This window comes from Proteiniphilum sp., assembly GCF_034927365.1.
GTDB lineage: Bacteria > Bacteroidota > Bacteroidia > Bacteroidales > Dysgonomonadaceae > Proteiniphilum.
This window is the reverse complement of the sequence record NZ_JAYFQD010000009.1, coordinates 23,957-39,367: the sequence shown is the minus strand read 5'-3', so window position 1 is coordinate 39,367 and position 15,411 is coordinate 23,957. Positions and strand designations below refer to the sequence as shown.

The window sequence follows — 15,411 nt, the reverse complement described above, 5'->3', positions numbered from 1 at the left end:
TTGATTTTTTACATCTATTGCTTTGTCTTTTAACATGATGATAAGAAAATAAAAGTGTATATTTGCAGCGCAATCAAAAACAAGCTACGTTGGATAGGTTACTCTTGGTGGAGGTAACTTTTTTAGGAAAATCAAGCATGCTCTCTCCCTTCATAACTACCGGGGGGAATCCATATTTAGTACCTTCCACCGAATACAACCGGATCGATTTGGCTTACACTTTTAAACACACTATTTTATTCAAACACACTATTTAATTGAAAAGGAGAAAAAAGATGAAACTAAACAACATCACTATCATTTTAGGTGTGGTACTATTATGCCTGCCTTTCCATCTATCTTATGGACAGGGGGACAGATATACCGGATCTTACAAAAAATCAGCTGCAATCCAGCATGTAAATAAATCCAACTTTATAATTGAAGGATTAGACTTTTCCTCTAATAACCCAAGAGAATACATTGCCTTATATAGTTGCGAAAATGTTATTATCAGATATAACAAGTTCAGTTCAGCTCCTTTCAAACGGGCTATTTATCTGGATAACTGCAAAAACGTAACAATAATAGACAATACATTCGAAAATGTAGGAACTGCTCTGAATGCGCATAAATCTCAAACTGTAAAATTTGAATACAACGACGTATTTAATTTAGGTGGTCCATTAAATAACTCAGATGACTCTGTAAACGGGTTTATGGTGTTATTCGATAAAGTGAGTGGCGCAGGAAACAGCGTCAGCTACAATGCTTGTGAGAACATATTTGGGGATAGCTCTCCCGGTGACATTGTCAATATAAATCAATCACATGGCACACCAGAAAGTCCTATCACGGTGAAAGGAAACTGGATTAGAGGAGGTGGACCGTCAGACTCAGGCGGGGGAATCCTGATAGGTGATATCGGAGGTTCTTACCAAATCGTAGAAGATAATATCCTGGTTAATCCCGGACAATACGGTATCGGTATTGGAGGAGGTCATGATATGACATTGAGAAACAATAAAATATATGCAAAAAGTCAATATTTTACCAATGTAGCCATTAGTGTCTGTAACTGGTACGAACAATATGAAAAATCCTATAATATTACGGCAGAAAAGAATGTTGTAAATTATGCGAACAGTAAGGGAATGACCGGTAACTCCTGGTGGATTTATCAAAATATGGAGCCAGTAAAAGGTAAAGAGACCAATAGATACGATCCCAATCTAACGGCCTCAATACTACCGGATAAGATCCTCGGAAGAGCACGCTCAGCCACCTCCACTCCTACTCCGCCGTCTACGCCCGGAGGAGGATCAACCCCTCTCCCCGAAGATACAGATCAAAAGCCTACTCCAGAACCAAAGCCTGAAACCAAACCCGACGAACAACCGGGAGACAAAACCCCAACAATTCCGGGAATAACATTACCAGATATAAAGAATGATCCCTCGATTACAATTTATCTGGATAATTACAATCGGGTATGTGTGAATATCAAAGGGAAGTTGTCCCCATCGGCAACCGTTTATGCGGCCAACGCGGCAGGAGAACTGATATATACCAAAAAACTCTCCAGTTATCACACCGTACTGCCTGCCAGGCCTTCGGCAGGTAATTATATCCTTTTTGTAAAGAATGGCGATGCTTTACATTTGAAAACACTATATATTCGCTAAACACCATTTTCAACATTTGTAGACCATGTCATGGACGTAAGAGCATGCCACGTCCCTGTCCTTTGGTTAGACAAATACAACTTACATAATTACAATAACAGTTTTGGAATAAGCATGATATTGATTATAAAAAATCATGACACTGCCTCTTCCAGACATAGATAAAGAAAACATATGAAAAAAATTATATATTTATTGGGACTCATAACCATTGGTATTTTTGCATCGTGTGAACGCGAAGTAAACACAAGCATATCCGACAGTACCAATTCAGTCAACATAAACCTCGCCGGTCAATGGGAAGTGACAGCTTACAATGACACAAGTACCATATTTGGCCCTTTCAAGGTGATCACCCTTCAAAATCCTTCTGCAAAAAATGATTCAATAACAATTCAGGATTCGGAAGTAAAATTCTGGAATTTCCAGATAAAGGCATCGGTTAATGAAAAAAACGGCACCTTCCAAACAAAATTGTCTACCTGTGAAATGAGCGAAGACGGCATCGGGGTAAAAATTTCGAATGGAAAGATAGTGAATACCGACAGTATCTACTTCGAAATACAGTTCGAAGACGATGAAACACCCTACGGAAATACCTATCAGTTAAAAGGACATCGAATAAGCTGACGGATTATCTTTGTGAAACAGAAACTGTAGTGGGTACAGGCTGATCAATCTCCTGTTTGTTCACCAACTCTTTGAGTGTATCCACTAACTGTTTTTTGTTGAGTATATCCAGTTTCCTGTTAATACGGTGAATTGTTACAAATACCGCATCCAGGGTTCTGTTAGTAATTGAGGCTATATCCTTGCTGTCCATATCGTTTACAAGTAATCCGCAAAGGATAACTTCACGGTGGGACAGTGAAGGATATGCTTTTTGTATAATCCGTAATTCTCGCTCGTAATAGACCAGATCGTCTAAGGTTAGTTGCTGGTTTTCTTCCCTGAAATATTTGTTCATCAAACTTTCATGCATGATCTTACCTGTTCTGTTCAGATAGGGTTTCAGTTTTGCAACTTCTTCTTTTACTGAATAGAGAGACGAAATAGAAGCCACCGAATATTTTTCGGATGCTTTTGAAAAATAGATGATATACACTTTCCCCAATAAAGGATTAGTAATACGAGTCAAAGAATAATTCATTATTTCATGCTTGCCATTGAGAAGAATGACATGAACTTTCTGATCATTTACTATATCCTCATTGACTTTTCTGTAACAATCAGCCAAAAATGGATTAATTTTTTTCCATGTTGTCAGGTCGAATACATCCCTTTCATTCATTCCAAGTGTTTCATAAGCACGCCTGTTCAATATAATCTCTTCTTTAGAAGGTATATAAACAGCTGTCGGATATGGAATCTGATTGATATCGACCACAATTTTACCATTAGATTGGTATTCATTACCAACCTCTACCTCAAATTTCTGGGTTCGCATTTTGCTGTGACTTTATGATTTTTGTCGCAAATATATAACACAATGTCGATATCTGAACACAATTAAAGCAACAAAAAACTTACAAAAACTTACAAACAGCCGAAAGTATCACCACAAACAACTGATTATAATATATTTAAATCAATTTATATTTTTTTATCTGATGTGGAAAAATTCCATATTTTCTACATTATTTGTCATTTATATTTTCTATATTGACGATTCTAAATTTAAGAATTTCCTTTAAAAAACGGTTATTTTTTACTGCATATACAGGTATCCCACGAAAATCATGTAAATTTGTGTAATAAATGGAAATCATGAATATATCAGTTGTCATACCTCTCTACAACGAAGAGGATTCGCTCATTGAGTTGCACGATTGGATTCAGCGTGTGATGCAGGAAAACAAGCTGTCTTACGAAATCATTTTTATAGATGACGGAAGCAGTGATGGATCCTGGGAAATAATTAAAAAGCTCAAAGAAGAGTCTGACCATGTGAAGGCAATTAAATTCCAACGGAATTACGGTAAATCGCCTGCACTTCACAACGCTTTCCAGAAAGCACAGGGTGATGTAATTATTACTATGGACGCCGACTTGCAGGATAGTCCCGATGAAATTCCGGAACTTTACAGGATGATCAAAGAAGAGGGATACGATCTGGTCTCGGGTTGGAAAAAGAAACGATATGATGATAAACTGACCAAAAACCTGCCGTCGAAGTTGTTCAATGCCACAGCCAGAAAAGTATCAGGAATAAAACTTCACGATTTCAATTGCGGGTTGAAATCTTATCGTAAATCACTGGCCAAAAGTATTGAGATTTATAATGATATGCATCGATGGATTCCAGTCCTGGCCAAAAATGCAGGATTTACCCGTATAGGTGAGAGAGTGGTCAAGCATAGTCCGAGGAAATACGGTAAGAGTAAGTTTGGTGCAGACCGTTTCGTAAACGGATATCTTGATCTGATGACACTTTGGTTTCTGAGCCGGTTTGGAAAAAAACCAATGCATTTCTTCGGACTGTGGGGAAGCGTGATGTTTCTCCTTGGGTTGATCGCCATTATTCTTGTAGGTGCCATCAAGCTATATGACATGCATCAGGGGAATCCATACCGATTGGTAACGGAATCCCCATATTTCTATATATCTCTCACTACGATGATCATAGGTACCCTACTCTTTCTCGCAGGATTTCTGGGTGAACTGGTATCAAGGAATTCTCCCGAGAGAAACAATTACCGGATTGAAGAAGAATTCTAAGAGAGGTGAATAGGTTGATAAGTGATTGGGGGGATTCTTAGTTTCAAAAACATATGCAAATAAAATATCAATATAATAGCCTGCTGCTACTTCTTTTTGTCTTCATCTTGTCCTGTAACCAGGGAAGTAAGGAAAAATACATCTATCATCACGATCAGGGAGAAATATTCACGACTGGATATGATATCAAATATGCCTACAATCGATCATTAAAAGAGGAGATAGTTGCCGAGTTGAATAAATTTGACATGTCGTTAAATCCTTTCAAAGAAAACTCTATCATTTCGAAAGTAAACCGGAATGAGCCGGTAAAACTCGATTCATTTTTCCTGAAGGTGTTTCACAGAGCGGAGGAGATCTCACGCACAACAGATGGAAATTTCGACATCACCGTTTCACCTCTTATCAATGCATGGGGGTTTGGTTTTCAAAACATGGACAGTATCACCCCTCAAATTATTGATAGTCTGAAAAGTTTTGTAGGATACGAAAAAATATCGATCGATGCCACAGGAAACATTATCAAAGCCGATCCGCGGGTACAGATAAATACTTCGGCCATAGCCAAAGGATATGCATGTGATGTAATCGCCAATTTACTGGAGGGTTACGGCATAACAAATTATATGGTAGCGATCGGTGGTGAAATCGCGGCAAAAGGGAGAAACAATAAAGGTGCATGTTGGCACATCGAAGTAACCAAACCCGTTGATGATGCCACCGGGATGCTGTCTTACCGACAAACAGTACTTTCTCTCTGTGATAAATCGATAGCTACCTCGGGGAACTATAGAAATTACTATATCAAAGATGGAAAGAAGTATGCCCACACCATAGACCCGATCAGCGGATATCCCTCGCAACTGGATATTCTGGGTGCTACCGTAATAGCCGATGACTGTATGACAGCCGATGCTTATGCCACTGCGTTCATGGTCATGGGCCTTAAAAAATCTATCGAGACGGCAAAAAAATTAGCAGGAATACACTATTATTTTATTTATGAGAAAAATGACGGCTCATTCGGCGTTGAATATTCCGATGGCTTCGAACAATTTTTTGTAAAAGAATAACATAAAAAAGTATACACAAAAGTAAAATGAAACAACCAGAAACAGAAAAAAAAAGTCTGATTATTAAAAGAGAGTGTTTTCAAAATAATGAAAGCATTGTAACCAATAGCCCTGATTCAATATATAAGAAGGTGTGCAATACTCTATTTTCATTATTTCTATTCTCTTCTTTTTTCCTTTCCGCCCAGGAAAATGATTCGGCAATTTATCCCAACTTCAAAATTGACGGAACATTAAAAAATAAATTCGAATACGCGACCAGAACAAATATGTCCCGTTTTTCTGTTCGAAACTCCCGTATAGGTGTTGCAGGGAATATCAATCCCTACTCGGCCTACAAAGTACAAATAGAACTCAGCAACGAAGGGAAGTTCAGTGTGCTGGATCTATTCGGGACATTGAAACCTCTTGATGGGCTTTCACTCTCATTGGGACAGACCAGTATTCCATTGTTCAACAATTACATTGTAGCTCCCAATGCAATGATGTTCGCCAACCGTACTTTTTTGGGGAAATATTTCTTAAGTACCAGAGATCTGGGGTTTTTGGCTAAATATGATTTTCGCATTGGTGTGATACCTTCAAAACTCGAGTTTGGAGTCTTCAACGGAAATGCAATAAATGATCCCGTCTGGAAAAAAAACTTGTCGTATGGAGGAAGGGTTGAACTGGGCAACATGCAGGGATTTCGTATGACCGCCAAAATATATGATTACGAAAAGGATGAAACCACCCATTTTCTTTTCTATGGAACCGACTTGCGTTACGAACAAAAGAACTGGAAAGTGGAAACCGAAATCATGAAGAGAGAGAGTAAAACTGAATTTCATACCGATTTGCTCTCTTATTATCTTCAAGGAGCATATACGATACCTGTGAAAACCAAGATGTTTGAATTTGTGAGGCCTGCTATTCGATGGGATGCCATTGACGATCAACCAAAAGTAGGAGGATTTGACGTCAACCGCTTGACATCCGGCTTCGGTTTCGGATTTAAGAAGGAACACTTTACCTCTATTCTCCGTCTCGACTATGAATGGTATATAGTAAATCACGAAATAGACATCTTCTCAACGAATGATGAAATGGCCTCCAACAAGTTCACAGTAGAGTTATTATTTACTTTTTAAAAAAATTCGATCAACTTGCTTTTTTAATTAGCTGAAATTGGGTAAATTTGTCCCCACAAACTATTGAGAAATTGATCAATGCAAACAAATAAATAAATTTACACATGAACAAAAAATCTTCTATTTTGGCGCTCCTGCTTATCTTTGGGGTCGCCCTCTTATCGACTTCTTGTAGCAGCAAATTGAAGCCGCTTTCGCAAAACAACTTCAATGTAACGCCGTCGCCACTAGAAACAGTAGGAAAACAAATTCCTGTAACCATTAACGGAACTTTTCCGGAAAAGTGGTTCAACAAAAATGCTACGGTAACCATTACTCCTATCCTGAAGTCAGCTAATGCTGAAATTGCAGGTACTCCCTATAGCTATCAGGGAGAAAATATCTCGGGCAACAGAATTACCATTTCTCAAAACAGAGGTGGCAATTTTTCCATGAACAGTTCGTTTCCTTACAGTCCGGAGATGCAATCAGCCGAACTCTATCTCCGTTTCGATGGAAGGATCAAAAACAAACGTTCTAATTTGCCCGATCTGAAAGTGGCAGACGGAGTGATTGCCACTTCTGCTCTGGCCGATGCAGGCACGACCCCACCGTCGGTTGCTCCCGATGGCTTCCAGCGTATCATTCAGCAAGCCCAGGAAGCCAACATTATGTTCGTGATCCAACAAGCAGAACTGCGTCAAAGCGAGTTGAACAAACAGGATATGAACGAGTGGAAACGTCGTGTTGAAGAAGCATTCAACGACCCAAAACAAAATGTAAATGTAGAGGTATCAGCCTATGCATCACCCGATGGAGGTCTCTCTCTCAATGAAAAACTTGCTGCCCAACGTGAGCAAAACACCTCTAAATATCTGGAGAGTGAACTGAACAAAAGAAAGATCAATACTGATGTTTATGCACATTATACTGCACAGGACTGGGATGGATTCCGTCAGCTGGTTTCTGCCTCCAACCTTCAGGACAAAGAATTGATCCTTCGAGTGCTGGAAATGTATCCCGATTCTGAAACCCGTGAAAGGGAAATCAAAAATATCTCTTACGTATTCGAAGATCTCGCAGGAACAATTCTGCCACAACTGCGTCGTTCACGTATCATTGCCAATATCGAGATTATCGGCAAATCTGACGATGAAATCATGACAGCCTGGAAAAACAACCCGAAAGAATTGACTCCGGAAGAGTTGTTGTATGCCTCTTCACTCACCAACGACGAGAGTGTAAAAGAAAAAATATATCAGTATATTACAGCCAACTTCACCAGCGATTACAGGGGATGGAACAATATTGGTACTATGTTCTATAAACGTGGAGACTATGCCAAGGCAAAACAGTCATTCGACCGCGCAGCACAAGTAAACCCCTCTGCCCCCGAAGTGAACATGAATAAGGCGTTGTTGGCTATTATGGATAACGATCTACAAGCTGCTACTGAGTTGATGGGACGATCTGCAGGAGCCGATGGGCTCGAAGAAGGCATGGGTCTTCTCAACCTGTTACAAGGCAATTATAATCAGGCAGTAGGGGCTTATGGCCAGAGCAAGAGCAATAATGCCGGTCTGGCACAGTTGCTGGTCAAAGATTACAACAAGGCAAAACAGACCCTGGAAACAGTGGATAAACCCGATGCAATTACAGCTTATCTACTTGCCGTGATCGCTTCCAGAACCAATAATTTCAATGATGTAGTTTCGAACCTGCGCACTGCTATCGGCCGTGACAGGAGCATCGCTACAAAAGCGCTGAACGATCTGGAATTCGCGAAATATCGCACCAATCAGGAATTCATGTCAATCGTGAAATAAGATATTTACGAGAGGAGAATTCACAATAAAAAAACAGGAGGAAAACTGAAAACGGTTTTCCTCCTGTTTTTTGTTTTTAAAGCTCACCATTTCTTTTATTTTCTCATAGGTTCCAGACCAAATGTAAAACCATTTTTCACACGTTCAATCAGTTCGGGAAGAATATCCTGATACTCTCCTACTACGCCAAAATCGGCATGATGGAAGATAGAAGCTTTCGCATTGTGATCGATGGCAATAATTTTGCCGGATTCTTTAATACCTGCAATATGTTGTATGGCGCCCGATATGCCGACGGCAATATATATTTTCGGCCTCACCGTCTTGCCGGTTTGACCTATCTGGCGTGCATATTCCGAGAGGCCCTCGTCTACTACCACACGACTGCAAGCCCATTCAGCTTTGATACCTTTCGCTTTTAAAGCCTCTGCAAGCTCTTGTACCAGTTTCATGTTATCTTCAACAGTCCCCCGGCCACCGGAGACAATCACTTCAGCATCGAAAAGGTCTTGCAGACCACCTTCACCTCTTACCGTCTGTAATATTTGTACCCTGAAGTCCTCTTCCTGAAGTGTCGGTGTAAATACCGACAATATCCCCTTGCGCCCCTCTTCTCTTTTCGGAACTTCAAATGTTCCGGCACGGGCAGTTGAAATCTGAGGATAAGAAAAACCCAGGATAGTAGCCAGCTTACTTTCACCGTATGTGGGCCGGCGCGAATGAAGGATCGGCCTGTTGATCACTTTTACCTTGCGGTTGATATACTCGCCGATCTCGAGTCCCGTACAATCGGCGGTAACTCCACTACCTGTCTTTACGGCCGTACGCGGCGCCAATTCACGACCGGCAGTAGTAGCGGCAAAAAGGGTTATTTCGGGCCTCTTTTCATGAATGATTTGGGTAATGATATTGGAAAAAGGAAGCACCAAATACTCTTCCAGCCTATTATCTTCCACCAACACAACCTCATTGGTACCATGTTCGAAAAGGGTTTGTGCCAGTGGTTCCACATTTTTACCGATAAGCACAGTAGTAATCTTCGTGTCGTTACCCAGCTGATCGGCCAAATGACGGGCAGGTGTAAGCAACTCCAACGAGGGACGAGCTATTTTCCCATTCGTTATCTCCGCCCAGGTTAAAATACCTTTTGCACCGTTTCGATTGTCAACAACCGGAAAATCAGGTATTTCCACCTCCCTCTTTTCCTTTTCTTCTTTCTTTTCAAGCACATTCCCTCCCCTTTCGAAATTGGCGATCAGGCTCTCCACCAGTTCTTTTTCGGTATTTCCCTGCGACATTAATACAGGAGAACGCTCACTGACCATATTGGTTACATTGGCCACGATGGTAGGTGATCCGCTCAAACCGATCTTCGCAGTACTCAGTCCGATATCCTCCACACTGAAAACCGTAACAGATAATTTTCTCGCTTTGATAGCTCCCGAGAGGGACGGCTTGCGCGGTGGTACCCCGGTGGGCGTGAGCGAGACAGCACATGGCAGCGGGAGTTGCAACATTTGATAGCCGCCTTCGATAATGCGTTTGGCGATCACATTTCCATTACCATCAGCTTTTACAGATTCGATGAATGTAGCTTGCGGAATGCCCAGATTTTCTGCCACCTGAGAAGGAACATGCGCCGTATCACCGTCACTCGTTTGCCGCCCGGCGAAGATGATAAACGGCTCTTTCGATTTTTTGGAAAAACCCAGGTGTTTGAGCAGGGTTGCCAACGCCAGTCCGGTCGCATAGGTATCACTTCCACCCAATTTACGGTCGGAAAGAAGATATGCTTCATCATAACCCATCGATATGGCTTTGCGTAGTGATGCTTCAAATGATTGCGGCCCCATGGAGCATACAATCAAGCGGGCATCCGGATATTGTTTTCTGATTTGCAGTCCCGCTTCCAAACCGAACTGACAATCGATATTGATGATTGATTTTGCTTTTGTCCTGTCCATCAAACCATCATCCCCCATTCTCATTTCACTTGGAAGGGGTACCTGTTTTATTAAACTTATAATTGTTAAAGGCATAAACTCTATTTTTCAGTAGTAAATAATATTTGGAAAACTATCCTCTCTACATATATTGATATTCCGGACCATTTCCGCCGTTGGGAGTCATCCATGTAATACCGTCGCCGGGCTCTTTGATATCACAGGTCTTACAGTGCAGACAATTTTCGGCATGGATCCTTAACTCTTGCTTCCCATCCCTGCCAGTATGAAGTTCATATACCTCTGCAGAACAGTAGAACTGGCATGGAGCACCATATTCTTTTATATTGACGGTCTCGAATGTAGCCGGGTTGTTGACATGTAAATGAGGCACTTGTTGTTCATCGTGATTGACACCCGTATAATATACGTTGGTCGCTTTATCGAATGTAAGCACTTTATCGAATTCCAGCTTGCCTTTGAATCTCTCTTTAAAATACTTTTTCCTGTATTCCATCAGTTTTTTGGTAGCCTGACTATCGGGGTGCGTTTTCAGTCGACCAAAAAATCCGGCACCGCCCGTGATCAGTTGTGTGCCGAAATGGAACGCACCGGCAATCATCCCTTTGGTAAAACCCTGCCTGAAATTCCTGACAGGATAAAGTTCCTTGTGGATAACACTCTTTTCAATCAACGTTTCGTACTCTTTCAGTACACTTTCAGAGAAATCGTTTTTGCTCAACGCCAAAGCCGCAGTACGAGCAGCCAACATTCCTGAATGGATTGCCAGATGGACGCCTTTCAGTGCGGGCATTGCTAGAAATCCGGCACTGTCGCCTACGATCAGGGCATTATCGGTATAGAGTTGTGGTAGTGAGTAATAACCGCCTTCAGGAAGCGTTTTTGCACCGTACTCGATCATTCTGCCGCCTTTGAGTATACGTGCTATAAAAAGATTTGTTTTCCACACCTGAAATGCATCGTGCGTGTCAAAAGTGGGATCCGGGTAATCAAGACCGACCACCAGGCCTAGAGCTACTTTGTTGTTATCCAGTCCATAGATGAAACCACCCCCAAATTCACCCATATTCAACGGATAGCCTACCGTATGATATACTTCTCCCGGTTTGATATTGCCTTCGGGAACGCTCCATAATTCCTTGCATCCCAACGAAAATATCTGCCCGTTTTTTCCTTTTTGCAAATTAAATTTGTGAATAAGTTGTTTTGTAAGACTTCCCCTCACACCTTCTGCAAAGATCGTCAACTTTGCTTCAATCCGTGTGCCGGGCTGAAAGTTTTCCATCCGGTTGCCATGATGGTCGATACCGGTGTCGATCGTCTTTGCACCGGCTACCTTGCCGTTTTCATCATAAAGGATCTCGTTCACCGCGAATCCGGGATAAATCTCCACCCCTTTCTCTTCAGCTTTCGTGGCCAGATAACGGCATACTTGTCCCAATGAAGCGGTATAATTTCCCTTGTCACCCATATAGGGAATATGAAACGGAAGTTTTATGGCATCTTTTTCAGTCAAGAAAACAGTAGTATCTTTCACTACTTTGGCATCCAAAGGTATTTCACTCAAATCGGCATCCGGCAATAAATCCTTGAACACATCGGTTTTGATTACAGCACCAGAGATAATATGATTCCCTATACTGCTTCCTTTCTCAATCAACAAAATCCGCTCATGAGAGCCGCTTTGCCTTAAAATATCCGCCAGATGAATTGCGGTGGCTAAACCCGATGGACCTCCCCCGATAATCAGGATATCCGTCGATACTGTGTTAACATCACTCATTGTTTCTCCTTTTTTTATAATGACAATTTTATATTCGAAGGCTATACAAAGACGCTTGAAAAGTGCTTTAGATATAGATACGCATTTGTTCCAATCATATCACAAATGTATAAAACATTTCATTAAAAACGCCATGGGCAAATAAAAATATAAAAGAAAATCATATCTTTACACCCGTTTTGAAAAAATAAATATACAAAAGCTTTATGAATTTTATTGAGGAGCTCCGTTGGCGTGGCATGATACATGAAGTAATGCCCGGCACGGAAGAGCAGTTATTGAAAGAACAGACGGCAGGATATCTCGGGATCGATCCCACAGCCGACTCATTGCATATCGGACATTTGGTGGGCGTGATGATGCTGAAACATTTTCAACGTGCGGGACACACTCCCATCGCACTGGTTGGCGGTGCTACAGGAATGATTGGTGACCCCTCCATGAAATCGGCAGAACGTAACCTGCTCGATGAAGAAACACTACGCCACAATCAGGAGGCCATCAAAAAACAGTTGGCCAAATTTCTCGATTTCGAAAGTGAAATACCCAACAAAGCTATTCTGGTAAACAATTACGACTGGATGAAAGATTATTCTTTCCTGAATTTCATCCGCGATATAGGGAAGCATATCACCGTCAATTACATGATGGCGAAAGACTCGGTAAAGAAACGGCTGAGTGGAGAATCGAGCGAGGGAATGTCGTTTACAGAATTCTCCTACCAACTGCTGCAAGGATACGATTTCCTTCATCTCTATCGGGATAAAAGATGTCGGTTGCAATTGGGTGGATCCGACCAGTGGGGTAACATCACCACCGGTACGGAACTGATCCGGCGGGTGGAGGGAGGCGAGGCCTATGCCCTGGTATGTCCGCTTATCACCAAAGCCGATGGAGGCAAGTTTGGCAAGACCGAAAGCGGCAATGTGTGGCTCGACCGGCGCTATACCTCACCCTATAAATTCTATCAGTTCTGGCTCAACGTAAGTGATGCCGATGCCGAAAAATATATCAAGATCTTCACATCCCTCACCCGGGAAGAAATAGAATCGTTGGTTGCGGAACAACAATCGGCTCCTCACCTTCGACCGTTACAAAAGAAGCTGGCCGAAGAAATCACCGTGATGGTGCATTCACGTGAAGATTACGAAATGGCCGTCAACGCATCGGAAATCCTGTTCGGCAGGTCAACGTCCCAGACGCTCCGCGCTATCGACGAGGAGACCTTCCTGCAGGTATTCGAAGGAGTTCCCCAATTTACTGTTTCACGCAAGAAACTGGAGCAGGGTGTCAAAGCGGTGGACCTACTCACCGAAGAAGCCACCGTATTCCCTTCCAAGGGCGAGATGCGTAAGACTGTACAAGCAGGCGGTGTAATGGTCAACAAGGAGAAGCTGGAATCGTTCGACGAAACCATCGGGCTTTCCCATCTAATCGGCGAAAAATATATTCTGGCCCAACGTGGGAAAAAGAACTACTTCCTGCTGATAGCCGAATAGTGGCAGAAAAATCACCGGAATTATTTGGACAGTTACAATTATTATACTACTTTTGCACTGCTTTTCACGAAGCAGTTAAGGATTGTCCCATGGTGTAATGGTAGCACATCTGATTTTGGTTCAGCCAGTCTAGGTTCGAATCCTGGTGGGACAACATCGACTACTAATAATCAATCGATTGAAAGCATGTCGGACTAAAAAACGGACTATTTCTGACGAAATAGTCCGTTTTTTCTACCTTACTCCTTGAGTATATACACATTATTATTTTATTCATATCCATTTTTATGTATGGCACATAAAAAACCCGGTACATAAAAATGCATCGGGCTTTTTCTTAATGTATGTTTTTATCAGGAACTTATTCTTCTGTCTTCTCTTCAGTAGCAGGTTTTTCTTCTTCAACAGGAGCTTCTTCAGTGGCAGGGGCTTCTTCAACAGGAGCTTCTTCAACCGCTACAGGAACTTCTTCAGTTTTTACCTCAACAACTTGCTCTGCTACCGGTTCTGCCGGTTCAGCTACTTCTACAGTTTCTTCAACTGCTGGAATCTCCTCTTCTACGGGAGCAGGAGCATTCGCAGCTTCCTCTTCGGCTCTCTTCTTAGCCAAAGCTTCCGATCTTGATTTGTTAACCTCCTTTTCAGCATCCAGACGAACTTTTGCTTCAGCACGCTTTTGCTCTTCATCCTTATCTTTGATTTTCTGGTTAAGCTGCGATTTCGAATTCTTCCATGCTTCGAATCTTCTTTCGGCTTCCGCTTCATCAAAAGCGCCCTTAGTCACACCTCCAAGAAGATGTTTTTTCAACAATACACCCTCATCCGATAAGATATTACGAACCGTGTCGGTGGGTTGTGCCCCTGTTTGCAGCCAATACAAAGCTCTTTCGAAATCTAAAGTGATCGTAGCAGGATGTGTGTTCGGATTGTATGAACCTATCCTTTCAATGTACTTTCCATCTCGTGGTGCTCTGCTATCTGCAACAATAATTTGGTAGAAGGGATAATTTTTGCGTCCTCTTCTCTGTAAGCGAACTTTTGTTGCCATTTAGTAGTTTCTTTTAAAATTTATTTTTGCATTTGCGGGTGCAAAGATAGTGATTAATTCGATATCTTCAAAACAGGACCTGTTTATTTATTACGAGAAAGGAAATCGTTATAATCTTTGAAGAGATCTTTTGTAAAATCAATCGTCTTAACTCTCCATTTTTCCGACATTTTCAAAATTCTCATCTGTTTTTTATCCAGGCTCACCTCATCGGTGATCATCTCTTCAGCAGTGTAGCGGTCTTTTCCATAATCGTACCTGATCCTGATAATCGCCATATCCACAGCACCATCACTACAATTAGCGTGAATATAATAATTCATATCTGCCTGGTCCAAGAGTAGTAATGCCGATTTAAAAACAAGTTTTTCACTGCATCCTCCCACCACAGAGCCTTTCTCTTCATCAAAAATCAATACCCTGCTTGAACGCTCTTCTTCCGGGTTATCTCTTCCGTTGATCCATTCCTGGGTAATATTCATCAGAGAATCACGGCTTATGCCAGGTGCACTGAATAATTCGCGGAAAACTACCTCTCCATCCTCCACCTTAACAGCTCCCTTCAGATATTCTGAAGAAGTACGATTCTGAGCTGACAGTTGAACCACCATAGAAAACGTAAACAATGTGGTCATTAACAATAAATTGGTAATACTTTTTTTCATTTTCTTACATATAAAAGTCGTGTAATCATTATTCTTCTTGCTGGTCAAAAGCCCCTTATCTG

At 41.6% G+C, this 15,411-nt stretch carries 12 protein-coding genes and 1 tRNA gene; 8 read left to right on the top strand and 5 right to left on the bottom strand.

From position 1 onward, the window contains the following. Positions 1 to 275 precede the first annotated feature (275 nt). A complete protein-coding gene (locus tag VB073_RS06365) occupies positions 276 to 1,664 on the top strand; it encodes a right-handed parallel beta-helix repeat-containing protein (RefSeq protein WP_323403317.1) in 1,389 nt (462 codons plus the stop codon). Positions 1,665 to 1,838: 174 nt separating this feature from the next. Next, entirely contained in the window at positions 1,839 to 2,294 is a 456-nt protein-coding gene (locus VB073_RS06360) for a lipid-binding protein (RefSeq protein WP_323403316.1), read from the top strand. 4 nt (positions 2,295 to 2,298) lie between these two features. Here VB073_RS06360 and VB073_RS06355 read toward each other — a convergent pair whose 3' ends face one another. Beyond that, positions 2,299 to 3,111 (bottom strand): hypothetical protein, encoded by an 813-nt coding sequence (locus VB073_RS06355; protein ID WP_323403315.1) that lies wholly within the window; start codon positions 3,109 to 3,111, stop codon positions 2,299 to 2,301. A gap of 320 nt (positions 3,112 to 3,431) precedes the next feature. Here VB073_RS06355 and VB073_RS06350 point away from each other — a divergent pair, with 320 nt between their 5' ends. The 4 genes from VB073_RS06350 to VB073_RS06335 all read left to right on the top strand — a co-directional run bounded on the left by VB073_RS06350 (position 3,432) and on the right by VB073_RS06335 (position 8,390). After that, positions 3,432 to 4,382, top strand: coding sequence for a glycosyltransferase family 2 protein (locus VB073_RS06350; protein WP_323403314.1), 951 nt, complete (start codon positions 3,432 to 3,434; stop codon positions 4,380 to 4,382). A gap of 53 nt (positions 4,383 to 4,435) precedes the next feature. Beyond that, positions 4,436 to 5,455 carry an FAD:protein FMN transferase gene (locus VB073_RS06345; RefSeq protein ID WP_323403313.1) on the top strand — a complete coding sequence of 340 codons (1,020 nt, stop codon included), beginning with the start codon at positions 4,436 to 4,438 and terminating at the stop codon, positions 5,453 to 5,455. Positions 5,456 to 5,724: 269 nt separating this feature from the next. Further along, positions 5,725 to 6,585 carry a hypothetical protein gene (locus tag VB073_RS06340; protein ID WP_323403312.1) on the top strand — a complete coding sequence of 287 codons (861 nt, stop codon included), beginning with the start codon at positions 5,725 to 5,727 and terminating at the stop codon, positions 6,583 to 6,585. Between the two features lie 104 nt (positions 6,586 to 6,689). Continuing rightward, a complete protein-coding gene (locus VB073_RS06335; protein ID WP_323403311.1) occupies positions 6,690 to 8,390 on the top strand; it encodes a tetratricopeptide repeat protein in 1,701 nt (566 codons plus the stop codon). Between the two features lie 95 nt (positions 8,391 to 8,485). Here VB073_RS06335 and VB073_RS06330 read toward each other — a convergent pair whose 3' ends face one another. Together VB073_RS06330 and VB073_RS06325 are read right to left on the bottom strand one after the other, a co-directional pair. Next, on the bottom strand, positions 8,486 to 10,429 hold the full coding sequence (locus tag VB073_RS06330) for an FAD-binding protein (protein ID WP_323403310.1): 1,944 nt from the start codon (positions 10,427 to 10,429) through the stop codon (positions 8,486 to 8,488). 46 nt (positions 10,430 to 10,475) lie between these two features. Further along, positions 10,476 to 12,137, bottom strand: a complete 1,662-nt coding sequence (locus VB073_RS06325) for an electron-transfer flavoprotein:ubiquinone oxidoreductase (RefSeq protein WP_323403309.1) — start codon at positions 12,135 to 12,137, stop codon at positions 10,476 to 10,478. Positions 12,138 to 12,343: 206 nt separating this feature from the next. Here VB073_RS06325 and tyrS point away from each other — a divergent pair, with 206 nt between their 5' ends. Together tyrS and VB073_RS06315 are read left to right on the top strand one after the other, a co-directional pair. Further along, on the top strand, positions 12,344 to 13,636 hold the full coding sequence (gene tyrS, locus VB073_RS06320) for a tyrosine--tRNA ligase (protein ID WP_323403308.1): 1,293 nt from the start codon (positions 12,344 to 12,346) through the stop codon (positions 13,634 to 13,636). A gap of 83 nt (positions 13,637 to 13,719) precedes the next feature. Continuing rightward, a tRNA-Gln gene (locus VB073_RS06315) sits at positions 13,720 to 13,790 on the top strand. A gap of 207 nt (positions 13,791 to 13,997) precedes the next feature. On the opposite strand, the gene VB073_RS06310 is transcribed toward VB073_RS06315, so the two are convergent. Both VB073_RS06310 and VB073_RS06305 read right to left on the bottom strand, forming a co-directional pair. Beyond that, the gene (locus tag VB073_RS06310) at positions 13,998 to 14,684 is read right to left on the bottom strand and encodes a 30S ribosomal protein S16 (RefSeq protein WP_323403307.1); all 687 of its coding nucleotides are present in this window, start codon (positions 14,682 to 14,684) and stop codon (positions 13,998 to 14,000) included. A gap of 83 nt (positions 14,685 to 14,767) precedes the next feature. Further along, positions 14,768 to 15,349 carry a DUF4468 domain-containing protein gene (locus VB073_RS06305; protein ID WP_323403306.1) on the bottom strand — a complete coding sequence of 194 codons (582 nt, stop codon included), beginning with the start codon at positions 15,347 to 15,349 and terminating at the stop codon, positions 14,768 to 14,770. Positions 15,350 to 15,411: the final 62 nt, after the last annotated feature.

Excerpts from the sequence above, each read along its gene's own strand:
- tyrS (WP_323403308.1), top strand. The coding sequence starts at position 12,344 with ATGAATTTTATTGAGGAGCTCCGTTGGCGTGGCATGATACATGAAGTA.
- VB073_RS06335 (WP_323403311.1), top strand. The coding sequence starts at position 6,690 with ATGAACAAAAAATCTTCTATTTTGGCGCTCCTGCTTATCTTTGGGGTC.
- VB073_RS06325 (WP_323403309.1), bottom strand. The coding sequence starts at position 12,137 with ATGAGTGATGTTAACACAGTATCGACGGATATCCTGATTATCGGGGGA.
- VB073_RS06350 (WP_323403314.1), top strand. The coding sequence starts at position 3,432 with ATGAATATATCAGTTGTCATACCTCTCTACAACGAAGAGGATTCGCTC.
- VB073_RS06330 (WP_323403310.1), bottom strand. The coding sequence starts at position 10,429 with ATGCCTTTAACAATTATAAGTTTAATAAAACAGGTACCCCTTCCAAGT.
- VB073_RS06340 (WP_323403312.1), top strand. The coding sequence starts at position 5,725 with ATGTCCCGTTTTTCTGTTCGAAACTCCCGTATAGGTGTTGCAGGGAAT.
- VB073_RS06360 (WP_323403316.1), top strand. The coding sequence starts at position 1,839 with ATGAAAAAAATTATATATTTATTGGGACTCATAACCATTGGTATTTTT.
- VB073_RS06365 (WP_323403317.1), top strand. The coding sequence starts at position 276 with ATGAAACTAAACAACATCACTATCATTTTAGGTGTGGTACTATTATGC.
- VB073_RS06345 (WP_323403313.1), top strand. The coding sequence starts at position 4,436 with ATGCAAATAAAATATCAATATAATAGCCTGCTGCTACTTCTTTTTGTC.
- VB073_RS06355 (WP_323403315.1), bottom strand. The coding sequence starts at position 3,111 with ATGCGAACCCAGAAATTTGAGGTAGAGGTTGGTAATGAATACCAATCT.
- VB073_RS06310 (WP_323403307.1), bottom strand. The coding sequence starts at position 14,684 with ATGGCAACAAAAGTTCGCTTACAGAGAAGAGGACGCAAAAATTATCCC.
- VB073_RS06305 (WP_323403306.1), bottom strand. The coding sequence starts at position 15,349 with ATGAAAAAAAGTATTACCAATTTATTGTTAATGACCACATTGTTTACG.